Annotated in this window: 13 protein-coding genes; 7 read left to right on the top strand and 6 right to left on the bottom strand. The window is 68.9% G+C overall.

The features are described 5' to 3' along the window. Positions 1–90 precede the first annotated feature (90 nt). Positions 91–1,398: a serine/threonine-protein kinase gene (locus VT85_RS18210; RefSeq protein WP_068418526.1), complete on the top strand. Its 1,308-nt coding sequence runs from the start codon at positions 91–93 to the stop codon at positions 1,396–1,398. 268 nt (positions 1,399–1,666) lie between these two features. On the opposite strand, the gene VT85_RS28605 is transcribed toward VT85_RS18210, so the two are convergent. Continuing rightward, positions 1,667–2,053, bottom strand: a complete 387-nt coding sequence (locus VT85_RS28605) for a DUF1731 domain-containing protein (protein ID WP_197490853.1) — start codon at positions 2,051–2,053, stop codon at positions 1,667–1,669. Beyond that, a complete protein-coding gene (locus tag VT85_RS28610; RefSeq protein WP_197490854.1) occupies positions 2,050–2,679 on the bottom strand; it encodes an NAD-dependent epimerase/dehydratase family protein in 630 nt (209 codons plus the stop codon). The genes VT85_RS28605 and VT85_RS28610 overlap by 4 nt, the downstream gene beginning before the upstream one ends. A gap of 175 nt (positions 2,680–2,854) precedes the next feature. On the opposite strand from VT85_RS28610, the gene VT85_RS18220 reads away from it, so the two are divergent. Genes VT85_RS18220 through VT85_RS18230 form a run of 3 tightly spaced genes read left to right on the top strand, consistent with a single transcriptional unit; the run spans position 2,855 to position 5,998 of the window. Next, positions 2,855–3,808, top strand: a complete 954-nt coding sequence (locus VT85_RS18220) for an alpha/beta fold hydrolase (RefSeq protein ID WP_197490855.1) — start codon at positions 2,855–2,857, stop codon at positions 3,806–3,808. A gap of 10 nt (positions 3,809–3,818) precedes the next feature. Then, complete coding sequence (locus VT85_RS18225; protein WP_068418527.1) at positions 3,819–4,406, top strand: methyltransferase domain-containing protein; 588 nt, start codon at positions 3,819–3,821, stop codon at positions 4,404–4,406. Further along, on the top strand, positions 4,403–5,998 hold the full coding sequence (locus tag VT85_RS18230) for a GH3 auxin-responsive promoter family protein (RefSeq protein ID WP_068418529.1): 1,596 nt from the start codon (positions 4,403–4,405) through the stop codon (positions 5,996–5,998). Before VT85_RS18225 ends, VT85_RS18230 begins: the two co-directional genes overlap by 4 nt. Before the next feature lie 24 nt (positions 5,999–6,022). Here the strand turns inward: VT85_RS18230 and VT85_RS18235 are convergent, their stop codons facing one another. Together VT85_RS18235 and VT85_RS18240 are read right to left on the bottom strand one after the other, a co-directional pair. After that, positions 6,023–6,274 carry an acyl carrier protein gene (locus VT85_RS18235; RefSeq protein ID WP_068418531.1) on the bottom strand — a complete coding sequence of 84 codons (252 nt, stop codon included), beginning with the start codon at positions 6,272–6,274 and terminating at the stop codon, positions 6,023–6,025. A 63-nt stretch (positions 6,275–6,337) separates the two neighbouring features. After that, positions 6,338–7,915, bottom strand: coding sequence for an alkaline phosphatase family protein (locus VT85_RS18240; protein WP_068418533.1), 1,578 nt, complete (start codon positions 7,913–7,915; stop codon positions 6,338–6,340). A gap of 279 nt (positions 7,916–8,194) precedes the next feature. Between VT85_RS18240 and VT85_RS18245 the strand changes: the two genes are divergently transcribed. Beyond that, positions 8,195–8,941 carry a polysaccharide biosynthesis/export family protein gene (locus VT85_RS18245; protein WP_068418535.1) on the top strand — a complete coding sequence of 249 codons (747 nt, stop codon included), beginning with the start codon at positions 8,195–8,197 and terminating at the stop codon, positions 8,939–8,941. A 69-nt stretch (positions 8,942–9,010) separates the two neighbouring features. Here the strand turns inward: VT85_RS18245 and VT85_RS18250 are convergent, their stop codons facing one another. Continuing rightward, positions 9,011–10,378 (bottom strand): hypothetical protein, encoded by a 1,368-nt coding sequence (locus tag VT85_RS18250; protein WP_068418538.1) that lies wholly within the window; start codon positions 10,376–10,378, stop codon positions 9,011–9,013. 372 nt (positions 10,379–10,750) lie between these two features. After that, positions 10,751–11,173: a hypothetical protein gene (locus VT85_RS18255; RefSeq protein WP_068418545.1), complete on the bottom strand. Its 423-nt coding sequence runs from the start codon at positions 11,171–11,173 to the stop codon at positions 10,751–10,753. Between the two features lie 93 nt (positions 11,174–11,266). Between VT85_RS18255 and VT85_RS28615 the strand changes: the two genes are divergently transcribed. Both VT85_RS28615 and VT85_RS28620 read left to right on the top strand, forming a co-directional pair. Further along, complete coding sequence (locus tag VT85_RS28615) at positions 11,267–12,712, top strand: hypothetical protein (RefSeq protein WP_197490856.1); 1,446 nt, start codon at positions 11,267–11,269, stop codon at positions 12,710–12,712. Further along, positions 12,709–13,992 (top strand): MFS transporter, encoded by a 1,284-nt coding sequence (locus VT85_RS28620; protein WP_068418551.1) that lies wholly within the window; start codon positions 12,709–12,711, stop codon positions 13,990–13,992. The genes VT85_RS28615 and VT85_RS28620 overlap by 4 nt, the downstream gene beginning before the upstream one ends. Positions 13,993–14,060: the final 68 nt, after the last annotated feature.

A 14,060-nucleotide genomic window follows, 5' to 3' on the forward strand; every position in this document is an offset into this window, starting at 1 on the left:
CGTTTCATCGAGCGGACGCCGACGGCGGCGGGCGGCGAGCCTCAGCGGGGGCCGCCAGGGTTGGTTGCGTCTCGGGGATGGACATCGGCGATGGCGAGCCCTGACAGGACCAGGTCGGAAGGTCGGACGCCTGTGGACCTGCTCCCGGTGCTGCAAAGCTCGGGCGTCCTCAGCGAACGAATGTTCGAGGAGATCTCCAGTCGCGTCGACTCCGGAGAGTACCCGGCCGACCCGAACGGCCTCGCCGAGCGACTGGTACGCGACCGCCTCCTCACGGCCTATCAGGCCCGGCGGCTGCTCGCGAACAAGGCGTACGGCATGCTCGTCGGCCGATATGTGATCCTCGACCGGATCGGCGCGGGGTCGATGGGTCGCGTCTACAAGGCCCATCATCAGATGATGGACCGCGTGGTCGCGCTGAAAATCATCGCCCCCGAACTCTCCTGCAACGACCGCGTGGTGGCGCGCTTCCAGCGCGAGATGAAGCTCGTCGGCCGGCTGGACCACCCCAACGTCGTCCGCGCGTACGACGCCGACCGCGCCAACCGCGTCCTCTATATCGTGATGGAGTACGTCAACGGCGAGAGCCTCGGCGACCGCCTCAAGCGCAGCGGCCCGATCCCCGCCGCCGAGATGATCGACTACGCGGCGCAGGCCGCCCTGGGCCTGGCCCATGCCCACGAGCAAGGCATGGTCCACCGGGACGTCAAGCCGTCCAACATCCTGCTGAGCGAGGACAAGAAGGTCAAGATCCTGGACCTCGGCCTGGGCGTCCTGATGGAAGCCGACGAGGGGGCGACCTTCGCCACGGCCGACGGGATCGCGGTCGGCACGGTGGACTACATGTCGCCCGAGCAGGCCCTGGGGCGCGACGTCGACGGCCGCAGCGACGTCTTCAGCCTCGGCTGCGCCATGTACCACCTCATGACCGGCAAGCTGGCCTTCCCCGGAGAGTCCCCCATCGACCGGCTGGGACGCCGGATCAACAACCGACACGTCCCGATCACGGATCACCTGCCCGATTTCCCCGCCGCCGCCCAGCGCGTCCTCGACAAGCTGATGGCGTTCAAGCCCCAGGACCGATTCCAGGACGCCAGCGAAGCGGCCGAAGCGCTCCAGTCCCTGATCCGCCCCAGGTCCAGGAAGCCCGCGCCGGCTCTGGCCCCTGCACCTTCGCCCCCGCCGGTCGCGCCCCGACCGCCGGAACCGGCCGAGGAAGCCGCGGTGGCGAGGCCCCCGGCCCCCTCTCCCGCGACCCGTCCCCCCGCCTATCCCCGCTGGTTCGCCCCCCTGGCCGCCGCCGCCGTCTCTCGTCCCAACATCCTCCTGACGATCGGCCTTGCGGCCTTCGCCCTCACCTTCGCGGCCGGTGCCGTGGTCGGCTACCTCCTCAAGTAGCCGTCGCCCCATCTGTCTGGATATCGCGCCAACCCCTTCGCGTTTGCCGTTCTGATGCCACAATCCAGTTGGCGAAGTCCCTTCACCCGGAGGCTCCCTGGCATCCGGACTGGATCGTAGGCTCTAGCGGCCCGCGCGGACAAGCATTGCGAAGTGAAGTCGTTTCCGCCGAACGAACCCAATCGCCAAATTTTTAACTTATTAATTTAAAAAGCTTTACGTCATACGCTTGGCTTCAACCGCGCCGAACCAACCCAATTTTCAGGCGTCAGCGAGCGGAACCGGACCCGGCCGCGGCGGATCGATCGGCGGTCGAATGCGCCGGGGCGAACAGGTCGGCGAGGGCTCCGGCCAGGTCGGGGAAGCGGAATTTGTAGCCGAGATCGGACGCCCGGCGAGGGATGACGCGCTGGCCCTTGGCGATGACCTCGGCGACCTCGCCCAGCACCACCCGGAGGAGGAGATCGGGCGGGCCGAAGGGGAGGAAGACGCGCCACGGGGCGTAGGGCTTCCAGAGGGTCCGCGAGAGCTCCCGCGAGAAGTCGGCGTTGCGGACCGGATGGGGTGCCACGCCATTGATGGGGCCGGTCGCCCCCGGATTGCGGAGCGCGAGGTCCAGGATCCCGACGATGTCCTCGATGTGGATCCAGCTCATCCACTGCTGCCCTCGCGCCGGGGCGAGACCGCCGTTCCCCCCACCGGCACGCCGGGGCCGAGCTTGAACAGGGGCGTCATGACCTTCAAGGCTCCATCGCCGGCGGCGAGCACGATCCCGGTCCTGACGACCGCCCGGCGAACCCCCAACGCCTCGACGGGCGCTGAGGCCTGCTCCCACTCGCGGCAGACGACCGCGAGGAAGTCGGTCCCGGACGGAGCGGACTCGTCCAGTTCCTCATCGCCGCGGGGGCCGTAGTAGCCGGTCGCCGAGCCCTGGACGAGCACCTGCGGACGGGCCCTGGCGACCGAGATCGCGGCGACGACGTGCTCCGTCCCGTCCACGCGGCTGTCGCGGATCTTCCGCTTCACCTCGGAGTTCCAGCGCTGGGCGAACACGTTGTGCCCGACGAGGTTCACCACCGCGTCGCAGCCGTCGACCGCCTGCTGCCAGGGTCCCGGAGCGGTCGGATCGCCCTGGAGCACCTCATAGTCGCGCGTCGCGGGGTCTCGACGCAGTTCATCCGCCCGACGAGACACGACGACCGGCCGATCGCCCGCCTCCAGGAGTCGACGAACCAGGTGGGTGCCGATGAGCCCGGAGCCCCCCGTGATGAAGATGCGCATGGTTCACCCCTGAAAGGACGCCTGGTCGATCGAGCCCAGCCCGGTGCACTCATCGTTCCGGCGTCCGCACGCCTCGTCAAGCAGAGTGGTCCTTTCCGTTCGATTTCCCGACCGAGAGGGTTGCGCGAATTCGGGGTGAACCCCGGCCGGTCCGTGTTGGCCCCGGCGCGGGTTCATGATAGGGTCGACGGAGACGACGTCGATCGACCTCCAGGAGTCTTCCCCCGCCATGCCCCGCCGCGTGCTCAAGTGGATCGGGTTCCCCCGCCTTCGACCCGAACGGACGTCCCACACGCCTCTGGTGCTGGTCAATGGGCTGGCCGAGCAATCGGAGAGCTGGTTCGCCAACGAGCGCCATCTGGCGAGCCGCTTCGACCTCAAGGTGCCGGAAATCCTTCTCTACGGCGGGGACGCCCTGCACCGCTGGATCGACGCGGGCAACGACGTCACGGTGGACTACCTGACGCGACGGCTGGAGACGTACCTCGACGAGTTCGTGCAGCGCCCGCCTTACCATTTCACGGCTTCGAGCCTGGGCTGTCAGGTGGTGCTGACCTACGCGGTCGCCAACCCGGAGAAGGTGGGCCGGCTCGTCTTGATCTGCCCGTCGGGCTTCCACGGCGACGAGAACCTGCCGATGATCGAGGGGGTCAGACGGAGCCGCTACGATAGCCTGGTCGCATCGGCGTTCCACGAGCCCCGATTCGCGGACGACAGGCTGGTCGGCGCCTTCGAGCGGAAATTCCAGGACCGTCGCTGGAAGAAGGGGGTTTTGCGGACGCTGCGGGGGACCGTCGGACATTCCGTGGAGCACCTGCTGCACCAGGTCGCCAGCCCGACCCTCGTGGTCTGGGGCGCGGAGGATCAGGTGCTCTCCGACGTCCCCGGCTCCATCCGCGCCGGCGATCGCATCCCGGACGTCCGCCAGGTCGTGATCCCTCAATGCGGACACGCGCCACAGATCGAAAAATCGCGACTCGTCAATAAGTTGATCGATCGCTTCCTGAACGACCGGCTCGGCCCGCTCCCCAGCGAGCTCGACCCGTCCGGATTCCTCGTCGCCGACGCCCCGTCCGAGGCGGCCCCGCGCCTCGCCTCCCCCTCTCCGCCCCCCCTGCTCCCTTCCTGACGCGGTGCCCATGAGCGACTTCACGCTGTTCCTCGGCAAGTTCTTGAGGCAGGGGACCGCCATCGCCAGCCTCGCGCCCAGCAGCCGATGGCTGGCGCGGGCCACCCTCCGCGGCATCGACTGGGACCGTCCGAACCTCGTCGTCGAGCTCGGGGCCGGGACCGGGCCGATCACCCGCGCCCTGGCCGAACGCACAGCCGGCCGCAGCCGTGCCCTGATCGTCGAGCGCGACCCCGACTTCGCAGCGATCCTCCGCGACCGCTACGGCGACCATCTCGACCTCGAAGTCGTCCGGGGGGACGTCCGCGACCTCGCCGACATGCTCCGCGATCGGGGAATCGAGCAGGTCGACCACATCCTCTCCGGGCTCCCGACCCCCTCGCTCCCGAAAGACCTGCAAACCAGCCTGTTCCGCGTCGTCCGGCGGGCCCTCAAGCCCGAGGGTTCGTTCAACCAGATCACCGAGATGCCGCTCGTCTATCGGGGCCTCTATCGCCGGTTCTTCGAGGACGTCCGGTTCGTCTTCGAGCCCCGCAACATCCCACCGGCCGGGGTCTACCTCTGCCGAAGGATCAAGCCCGAGGCCGTCACGTCGTGAACGAATCCTCGCTTCTGGCGATCCTCTCCGGGTCCGCCCCGGCCCGCCGGCTGGTCAACGCGGGTTTCCATGTCCATGCGAAGATGCGGATGCGAACGCTCGCCGCCCTCGATCCCGTCCGTGAGCAGCGGCGGACCTTGCGACGGCTGGTTTCTCAGGCCCGGCGCACCCGCTTCGGCCGCGACCACGGCTTCGACGCGATTCGTACCGTCGAGGAGTACCAACGGCGCGTCCCGGCGCGCACGTACGAGGCCCTCTGGAGCGAGTATCTCCGCGACCGTTACCCCGTCTTCGAAGACCTGACGTGGCCGGGGCGCATCCCCTACCTCGCGCTCACCAGCGGCACGACCCAGGGGGCCACGAAGTACATCCCGGTGTCGCGCCAGATGGTGCGATCGAATCGCAAGGCGGCGCAGACCGTGACGGCCGCCCACATGGCGGCCCGGCCCGGCTCGAAGCTCTTCGACGGCCGCGTCTTCTTCCTGGGCGGAACCACGAAGCTGGAGGAGCCCGCGCCGGGGGTCCGGCAAGGCGACCTGAGCGGCGTCGCGGCGATCGAGCTCGCGCCGGCCCTGCGGCCCTACACGTTCCCGCCGCTCGACCTCGCCCTGGAATCCGACTGGGACCGCAAGCTCGATCGACTGGCCGAGCGGAGCCTGGCGCACAAAATCACGCTGGTGAGCGGGGTGCCGAGCTGGCTCCTCATGCTCTTTCAGCGCGTGCTCGCCCTGAGCGGCCGGTCGACGATCGCCGAGGTCTGGCCCCACCTGGAGTTGGTTGTCCACGGCGGCGTCAAATTCGACCCGTACGAGGCGACGTTCCGCGAGACGATCGGCTCGGACGAGGTCCGGCTCCAGGAGACCTACCCCTGCTCCGAGGGCTTCGTCGCCTTCGGCGACCCGGAGACCGGGCTGCTGCGGCTCCTGGTCGATCACGGTATTTTTTATGAGTTCATCCCGGTCGCCGAGTACGAGCCGGAGTCGCCCCACGCGGGCCGATACTGGCTGGAAAACGTGGAAACGGGCGTGGACTACGTCCTGGTCGTCTCGACCTGCGCGGGGATGTGGGCGCACGTGATCGGCGACACGATCCGCTTCGAATCGCTCGACCCTCCCCTGCTCCGCTTCACCGGCCGGACCAAGTACACGCTCTCGGCGTTCGGGGAGCACCTGATCCACGAGGAGGTCGAGGCCGCACTCGCCGAGACGGCCGCCGCGACCGGGGCGACGATCCGCGAATGGCACGTCGGCCCTCGGTTCGCGGAACCGCTGGGATTCCATCAATATGTGATCGAATTCCAGGCTCGGCCGGGCGACCTGGCGACGTTCCGGTCGCGACTCGATGAAGACCTGCGCCGACGCAACGCCGACTACGACGCGCATCGACGGCCGGGCTCCGGCATCCCCGCGCCGGCCCTGATCGCGGCCCGTCCGGGAGCCTTTGAAGGCTGGATGAGGCGTCGAGGCAAGCTCGGCGGCCAGAACAAGGTTCCGCGCATGGACGCGGGGGGCGCCGCGACGCTCGACCTCGTCGACTACCTCCGCGAAGCGAAGCTGGTCGACGACGAGGCGCTGCCGGGCGATCCCCCGTGAACGGTCCCGCGACGCGTCGGCGCTTCAGGCCGCCTTCTTGTCGGCGACCAAGTCCGCGATCTGACGGATGGAGTCCAGGTGCTCCACGCCCGCCTCGTGGGCCTCGACCGTGATGCCGAAGCGCTCTTCCAGGTAGACGACCAGCTTGAGCGTCGTGATCGAGTCCAGGATTCCGCCGGTGATCAGCGGGGTCGACTCGGTCAGCTCGGACGGATCTTCACCGGGCAGGAACTCGTTCAGGATGAACGAGTGGACTTCTTTCTGGATCTCTTCCATGAGTACCTCTTGCTGAGTCGGCTTGCTGGGGAACGAACGAATCGGGGACCGATTCGCGATGCGTCAGTCGACGCCCGCGGCGACGACGTCGCCGATCGGCTCGGGGTCGGCGGCGACGAGATTCGGCGTCTCATACCGATGGAGAGTCGGGGGGGCTTCGAAAGCGTCCTGCAAGACGCGGCCTTCCATGAATCCGGGCGCCTCCAGGCCGAGGATCGCCAGGGAGGTCGGCGCCACGTCGTGGAGGCAGGCGTCGAGTCGCGGGCCGGGACGGACGCCCGGCGCGTCGATCGCCACGACGCCGTCGAGCCAGTGGGTGGCCGGCAAGCCGGGATCGGGTCGGAGGATCGTGTTGCGGTAGCGTTCGGACCACTTGGCCTGGGCCTGGTAGCCGTCGGCCGAGAGGGCGAAGACGTCCGGCATCCCCTGCTCGGCGGGGTCGACGCCGAAGCGGTCGGCCGTCGCGTAGACGTCCGCGAAGAGCTTCTCGCCGCGCTCGGGGTCTCGGGCGTCCTTGAGAAGGGCGACGATCTCGCGGAGCGCACGGTCCGCCGAGGCTCCCGGGACCGCCTCGCGGTTCAGGAAGACGTTGCCGCAGAGCTGGCCGAACGGGGCGAACGCGACCGTCCGCCGCCAGTCGCACGAGATCTGGCCGTCGATCGGGCGGACCTTGGCCGGCGCGGCCGCGCCGGGCTCGCGGAGCGCCCGCCAGCGTCGGAGGCGTTCGAGGAGCCGGATCGCGCGATACCGGAACCGGGTCCCGTAGACCCGCGTGCGCTGGAGGCCAGCCGCCCGGAGCATGCCGTTGACGTTGACCAGCGAGCGGCACGGGCCGAAGCCGTGATCGGAGACGACCACCACCGCCGCGTCTCGTGCGGCCGCCAGTTCCAGCAGCCTCCCGATGGAGGCGTCGAGTTCCCGGACGCAGCGTTCCACGGCGTCGGTGAAGCCGGCCTCGCGGATCCCGGTCTCGTCCACGTCGAAGTACGGCCACATCCGATGCTGGAGGCTGTCCAGGTTGTGATAGTGGACCATCATCGCGGTCCAGTCGACCTGGCCGTCGGCCTTGAGGGCCGCCTCGGCCTGGGCCCGGAAGATCGCGACGCAGCGGTCGGCCTGCTCGCGGGCCTCGTCGGCCGTCCGGGGGCGTCGCTTCCAGACGAGCTTGTTCGTGTAGGCCGGGACCTCCAGGCGGAGACGGCGGCCGAATTCGGGGCACTGGCCGAAGGCCCGCTCCGTGTCGGGGGCGTCGGCCCCGGCGACGAACAGTCCGCGCACCGGAGGTGCGGGATAGGTCAGGGGCAGGCCGAGGCTGACGACCGAGCCTCCGAGGTCGCTGAGGACTTCCCAGATCGTCGGCGTGCGGACGGTCGTCGCGTCGTGCTCGCGGATCGTCCCGTCGGAGTGGTCCAGGAAATTGAAGTCGTGGACCCCGTGGGTCAGGGGCGTGCAGCCGGTCGAGAACGAGGTCCAGGCGACGGGCGTGACCATCGGGTCGGTCGATCGCAGCCGGCCGACGGCCGAGCGTCGCCAGAGGCTCGCGAGGTTCGGCGCCCAGCCCCGGTCGAAGATCGGGTCGAGGATCGTTCGCGTCCCTCCGTCGAGTCCCACGAAGAGCACGCGCGATGAATTCGTCGGCATGGGCAACCGCCTCTGCTACCTCGTAGGCCCGTCCGGCTCGGTCCCACGGAATCCGCCGAAATCGCCGTCCTTGCCGATTCGACGGGCCGGAATCCTGTTTCGAGGCACCAGGACACTAGCTTTTGGGGAATCTTTGGTCAATCTCGACTTTCCTTCGAGCCCCCCGTCGTTTTCTGCCGATCCGGAAGGCTAGAGTCGCACGACCACCGGCATCGGGACTGATCTTGCGCCGGTGCGTCGGGGTCGGCCCCGTTTCCGAGTCTCCGAGGTGCCTGGCTTATGACCGCACGGAAGCCGACAGTCTCCCGCTGCTCGCGGAGGACCATGATCCTCGCGGGGCTGTCGACGGCCCTCGTCCTTTCGGGACCGGGCTGCGGTGGGCATCGCCTGCGTAAAGAGTCCGATCGCGTCCCTTATCGTGGCCTGATCGACCCCGACCAGGCGCGAGAGCTGGACAAGACCACGATGCCCAGGTACGTGGTCGAGCCTCCGGACGAGCTGGACGTCACGGTCAAGCCGTTGCCGGCCGACTGGGCCCCGTCGTCGTTCGTGGTGCAGGCCGACGGCCTGGTCGACCTGGGCCTCTACGGCGACGTCTACGTCGTCGGCCTCACCCTCGACCAGATCGAGGAGAAGGTCGCCCAGCAGCTCACGCTCGACGCCCTCAAGCGCGGACAGAAGCCGTCGGAGCCCTATCGGGTCTCGGTGCGGCTGAGTGCGTCCCAGAGCAAGCATTACTACGTGCTCGGGACGGTCGGAACCGAAGGGAAATTCCCGATCAAGGGGAACGAGACGGCCCTCGACGCCATCCTCCTGGCGGGGCTCAAGTCCAACAGCCTCCCCGAGAAGGCGTACCTCGTCCGTCCCCACTCCGCGGGGGGCGTGGACCAGGTGCTCCGCATCGACTGGTGCGCCATCAAGGATCGCGGCGACACCCTCACCAATTATCAGCTCTTCCCGGGCGACCGCATCGTCGTCCCCGGCACCCGGCCCCCCAGCCTGATCGCGACCCTGCTGGGCCGCTGAGCGCACGCGTAAGGGCCGGAGGACGAATCCTCCGGCCCTTGATCGATCACCGGCCGACGGCGGAGACGGTCAGACGTCGATCCGCTGGGGCATGGCGAGGACGGACGTCTTGAGACCCATCTTGTAGAAGAGGGCGTACAGGACGAAGCCGACGATGTACGCGGCCACCGGGGCGGCCGGCACGGAGGGGATCTGCGGGGCGACGGCGTGCAGGTTGGGCATGACGCCCACGAAGAAGCCGACCGCCCAGGCCAGCCAGCCGGCCGGGTTGAAGCCGGCGCGGGGGCCGCTCCAGCGACGCCCGTTGAGGAGGTAGTCGGCCGTCATGGCGCCGCAGATCGGCCCGAACGAGGCGCCGATGATCCCGAAGACGCCGGCGAGGTTGCCCGCGATCCCGGTCACCGCCAGGATGATGCTGACGAGCGTGCCAACGCCGACCGAGAGGTATGGGTTGATCTTCGGCATGACCGTCTTGAAGCTGTTCGCTGCGATGAACGACGAGAAGCAGGCACCGGGGAACGAGGCCAGGGTCAGGCCGATCATCACGATCTTGTAGAAGTTGTCGGACAGCCTCACCTTCAGGGCCGCCGTCATCAGGTTCTCGGTCTCCGGAATGGCGTTCGCCGCGCGGGCGCCGGCCACCACGATCACCGAGATCCCGGCCGTGACGATGATGGCGATGATGACGCCGACGATCCCGCCCAGCTGCACGTCGCGGGCGTCTCGGCTATTGGTGCCGAAGTCGACGCCGGCGGCGCCGGCCGTCCCGAAGAAGCCGACGATGAAGGCCATGATCGTGAAGATCGCGGCCATCGACCCGGTCTCGCCCTGGACGTCGACCGCGGGCTTGTAGCTGAACGCGGGTCCGCCGAACTGCACCAGGCCGATGATCAGGACGGCCAGGGGGATGATCGGCAGGAACGTGGCGACCTTGGCCACGTACTGGATCCCCTTGAGGCCGACGAACGCCGCCGCCGCCGCCCAGAGCACGGCGAGGACGTAGAACATGTTCTCGTCGCCGTTGAAGCCCTGCATCAAGGCGTCGGCCGACCCATAAGCGTTGACCCCGAGCCAGCCGAACTGGAGGGCACCCATGAGGAACCCCGGCATGATCAGGCTGCCGATCGCTCCGAAGGTCGACGAGCCGACCACGTAAAGGGGCAAGCCGGTCTTCATGCCCAGGAGGCCGGGCGCCAGGTAGAACAGGAAGTGGCAGATCAGGGCCCCGAGCACGATCCCGACCAGGCTGGCCAGCAGTCCGCCGACCGTCAGCCCGCTCCCCGAGATCGAGTTCCAGAACACGAACCAGAGGAAGACCCCCGCGAAGGTGGGGGCGGTGTTCGTGTACCAGGGCGATCGGTTCGAGACCGGGTTGGGCGTCGCGCTGGCGAGGTAATCGGGCAGCGGGCTCGTGGAGGGGATCGTTTGTGTGCTCATGTCGGTGTTCTGGATCGTCCCGGCGTGGAGAGGCGTTTGGGGTTGCGACGACGGTGCAGTAGACGACGCCCGGAAAGCGCTGTCAAGGGACTACTCGACGGCCTCGGGCCTCGCGGAGAGGCACCCCGGCGACGTGCGGAAATGAACGATGAGCCCCGCGCGATCGGGGACGCGGCGAGGCGGCCCGGAACGGTCGGGATCGGAGGACCCGCCCGGCGGAGTCATTCGCAATTGCTTTGATGACTCGCCATTGCCGAGCGGTCTCGGGTGCCACGCGTTCGTCCCCGAACCCGTGTCCATCCGATGCCTTGCGGCACGGGCTCGGGGACGACCCCATGGCACCCGAGGGCCGGTGATCGAGGCAATTTGGTATCAGGTCGCGCCTGGGCCTTCCCGCTCTCCGGAGCGGGCGCGGGCGTCGCGCTCGAACCAGTTGTCGTGGTAGTAGTGGTTCCCCGCGCCCCAGGCGAGGACGCTCGCCACGAGATACGCCGGGAGGAACGCGATCCCCCAGCGTTCCGCCTGCCGCACGTGCACCTGTTCGTGGGGACGAAGTACGTCGAGCCACCAGCCGTCGTAGCCCAGGATGACGTGGCCCAGCGTCATCGCGCCGAAGCCCAGGCCGCGGGCCATCCAGGTCGCGAAGCCGCCGTGGAACTCGAGGGCGCCCTCACGAACCCGGCTGCGACCTCCCGTCGCCAGAGTGAGTCCTCCCGCGATGAGACCGACCATCGTCGTCGGCGCGGCCCAGCTGTAAACGACGATCCGGGACGCCAGGCTGCGGGAGCTTCTCATCGCGTTCCTCCGGCCGGATCGGCGGACATGGTAGACTATGTTCTTTCGTCAACGACGACTCAAGACCCCGCACGCATCGGATTGCGAATCATCGTGAGCCCTCCCCATCCGACCCAGCCGCAACCTCTCCTCCAAGCCCCCGTCGTTCAGGCGCAGCTCGATCAGCCGTCGCCTCCGATTCGCGGCTGGTCGGCGAGCCTCGCGCCGGCGTACCTCGGCGTCCTCGCCTGGTTCCCGCTCCTCGATACGCTGGGGGGGATCGGTCCGAGCGGGGCGAGCGTCCTGTCTCGCTATCCGAGCGCGGTCCTCGCCCTGATCGCCTGCTATGGGCTGCTTTACCTGCCGCTCGCCCTGCAGGGTCTCCAGACGCGCCGACGGCTCACGGTGGTCGCGTCGGAGGCTTTCGGCGTGGACGGGGCCGAGTGGATCACGGGCGTCCTTTACGGCCTGTTCGCAGCCGTATGGGGTGCGATTGCGATCGCCTATTCGGTCCGGCTGACGCTCATGGGGCTCGCGGCCTGGGGACTCGTCAATCAGGATTCGCTGCTTTCAACGAGCCTGGGCGGGGTCCCCCTGGAAGGACCGCTCGCGTTGACGGCGCTGGCGTTCTGGACGTTCATCATCGCTTCGGCCAATGGGCTGGGGCTGATGAACGTCATCGCGGCGATGATGCGGGTCTACTCGCCGTTCGCGGCCTTGGTCCTCATCCTGGCCGCCGCCTGGTGCGGGCTCCAGTCGCCAGCGAGCGTCTCCCCGGGGGCGGCGAGCGTGGCTTCGGCGGGCGGAGCGACGCTCCTGGAGCCGAGGATTTTCCAGTTCGTTTTCGGGGCGTTCGCCTTTGCGGGACTGATGGCCGTGGAATGGGGGGGAGCGGTGCGCGACCGCCGCGACGTGCGTCTCGGTGGTTGGATCGGCATCCTGGCCCCGGGGGCGGCCACCTTGCTCGCGGCCCTGGTTCTGTCGGCGACCGGCGGCGCGGGATCGATCCGCCTGGCGATCGCCGATGGGCTCGGGGGTTCGACGGGCCCCCGGATCGCGGGGGCCCTCCTGCTGCTGTTCGGGCTCTCGTCGCTTGCCCCGGCGTGCTACGCATCAGCCCTGTTCACGCAGCGGCTGAGGGGCCACTGGCCGGTGCTGCGGGGATGGACCGGGGTCTGGTTGGCCGGGCTCCTGTTCTTCCTGCCCGGAGCGACGGGCCTGGCGTGGCGGCTGGAGGCGATCGCGACGATCGCTGGGGCGTTCTTCGCTTCGGCCGGGGGAGTCCTGGCGGCGGACGTCCTGCGAAGTCGAGGCCGATGGACGGGCCTCCGTTCCGGATGGCACGCGCCTGGGGCCGGGGCCTGGGTTCTGGGCGTTTCGGTCGGGCTCGCGCCGCTGGCCGGCGAGTGGCTCGACGCCGCTTGGCTCCGATCGGTGCAACCTGCGGCCCTGTTCGCGTATGTCGTCTCGGGGGTCGCCTATCTCGTCGCGAGTCGAGTCGGGACGTCGCTGGCGTCCGTCGAGCCCGTGCCGACGGCGGTCACCGAGGCCGCTTCATGACTTCCGACCCCGCTCCGGCCGACGGGGGCATGTTCCGGTCGCTCTCCAACCGGAACTATCGCCTGTATTTCGCGGGCCAGGGCGTGAGCCTGATCGGCACCTGGCTGCAAGCTGCGGCGGTCCGTTGGCTGGTCTATGAGCAGACGGGCTCGGCCGACCGGCTCGGCGTCATCGAGATGGCGAACCTGATGCCGGGGCTGGTCGTCGGCCTGTTCGCCGGGGCCATCTCGGATCGGGTCGCTCCTCGCGCGATGATCCTGGCGATGGAAGTCGGCCAGATGGCCTGCGCCTTCGTACTGGCGAGCCTTGTCGCCGCCGGGACGATCCAGTTCTGGCAGATGGCCGTGATCCTGGCGACGGCCCGGGTCTGCGTCTCGTTCGAGCTGCCGAGTCGGCACGTCTTTCTCTACGAGCTGGTCGGCCCGGAGCGTCTGACGAACGCCATCGCCCTGAACGCCGGGATGTTCAACGCGACCCGCGTGATCGGGCCGGCCCTGGCGGGCGTGGGCTTCGCGGTTCTGGGCGCGGCGGGCTGCTTCACGCTGAACGCCGTGAGCTACCTGGCCGCGATCGCCTCGGTCCTGGCGATCCGTGTCCCCCCGCGGACCCGCGCGGGCCTGTCCAGCGGGGCGGCCCTGCGCGACGTGATCGCCGGCCTGGTGTACCTACGAGGCGAGCGGCGGATCTCCGGCCACCTGGCCTTGATGGGATTCTTCGGCCTGATGGGCATGGGTTACGAGGCGATGACGCCCGTCTTCGCCCGGACGATCCTCGGGGTGGACGTCGGCGGGTACAGCGTCTTGCTCGCCAGTGGGGGGGCCGGGGCGACGCTCGGGGCCCTGACGGTGGCGAGGATGGGGGACGACGTCCGCAAGGAGCGGATGGTCGTTTACGGCATGCTCTGCTTCTCAACGTTCCTGCTGGCCGCCTCGCTGTTCCCGATCTGGTCTTCCCCGACATGGCCGTCCCTCGCCCGGCTGGGGTCGGGCGCGGTTTGCCTGTTCGGAGCCTGGTTCGGGGCGGCCTTCTTCTACTCGTCCACGCAAACCCTGATCCAGATGCGGATCCCCGCCCAGCTTCGGGGCCGGATCATGGGCGTCTGGATGGTCGTCTTCTCCGGCTCGGTGCCGCTCGGAGCCCTGTGGACGGGCCGCGCAGCGTCGATTTGGGGCGTCTGCCCGGTGATGGGCTGCTCGGCCGCCGTCTGCCTCACGACCGGGGCGCTGCTGCTCCTGCTTCAGGGCCGTGACGACTCGTCGAAGGTGAGGCAGGGGGCCTGAAAAAGAGAAAACCCCGAGGGGATCCCCGGGGTTCGTCAGGCTCGGCGAGGGCGTCCGGTCCGCGAAGG

Source organism: Planctomyces sp. SH-PL62 (assembly GCF_001610895.1).
GTDB lineage: Bacteria > Planctomycetota > Planctomycetia > Isosphaerales > Isosphaeraceae > Paludisphaera.

Bases quoted from the DNA above. Each gene is read 5' to 3' on its own strand.
- VT85_RS18255 (WP_068418545.1), bottom strand. From the start codon at position 11,173: ATGAGAAGCTCCCGCAGCCTGGCGTCCCGGATCGTCGTTTACAGCTGG.
- VT85_RS18220 (WP_197490855.1), top strand. From the start codon at position 2,855: ATGATAGGGTCGACGGAGACGACGTCGATCGACCTCCAGGAGTCTTCC.
- VT85_RS18245 (WP_068418535.1), top strand. From the start codon at position 8,195: ATGACCGCACGGAAGCCGACAGTCTCCCGCTGCTCGCGGAGGACCATG.
- VT85_RS18240 (WP_068418533.1), bottom strand. From the start codon at position 7,915: ATGCCGACGAATTCATCGCGCGTGCTCTTCGTGGGACTCGACGGAGGG.
- VT85_RS28605 (WP_197490853.1), bottom strand. From the start codon at position 2,053: ATGAGCTGGATCCACATCGAGGACATCGTCGGGATCCTGGACCTCGCG.
- VT85_RS28620 (WP_068418551.1), top strand. From the start codon at position 12,709: ATGACTTCCGACCCCGCTCCGGCCGACGGGGGCATGTTCCGGTCGCTC.
- VT85_RS28610 (WP_197490854.1), bottom strand. From the start codon at position 2,679: ATGCGCATCTTCATCACGGGGGGCTCCGGGCTCATCGGCACCCACCTG.
- VT85_RS18225 (WP_068418527.1), top strand. From the start codon at position 3,819: ATGAGCGACTTCACGCTGTTCCTCGGCAAGTTCTTGAGGCAGGGGACC.
- VT85_RS18250 (WP_068418538.1), bottom strand. From the start codon at position 10,378: ATGAGCACACAAACGATCCCCTCCACGAGCCCGCTGCCCGATTACCTC.
- VT85_RS18210 (WP_068418526.1), top strand. From the start codon at position 91: ATGGCGAGCCCTGACAGGACCAGGTCGGAAGGTCGGACGCCTGTGGAC.
- VT85_RS18235 (WP_068418531.1), bottom strand. From the start codon at position 6,274: ATGGAAGAGATCCAGAAAGAAGTCCACTCGTTCATCCTGAACGAGTTC.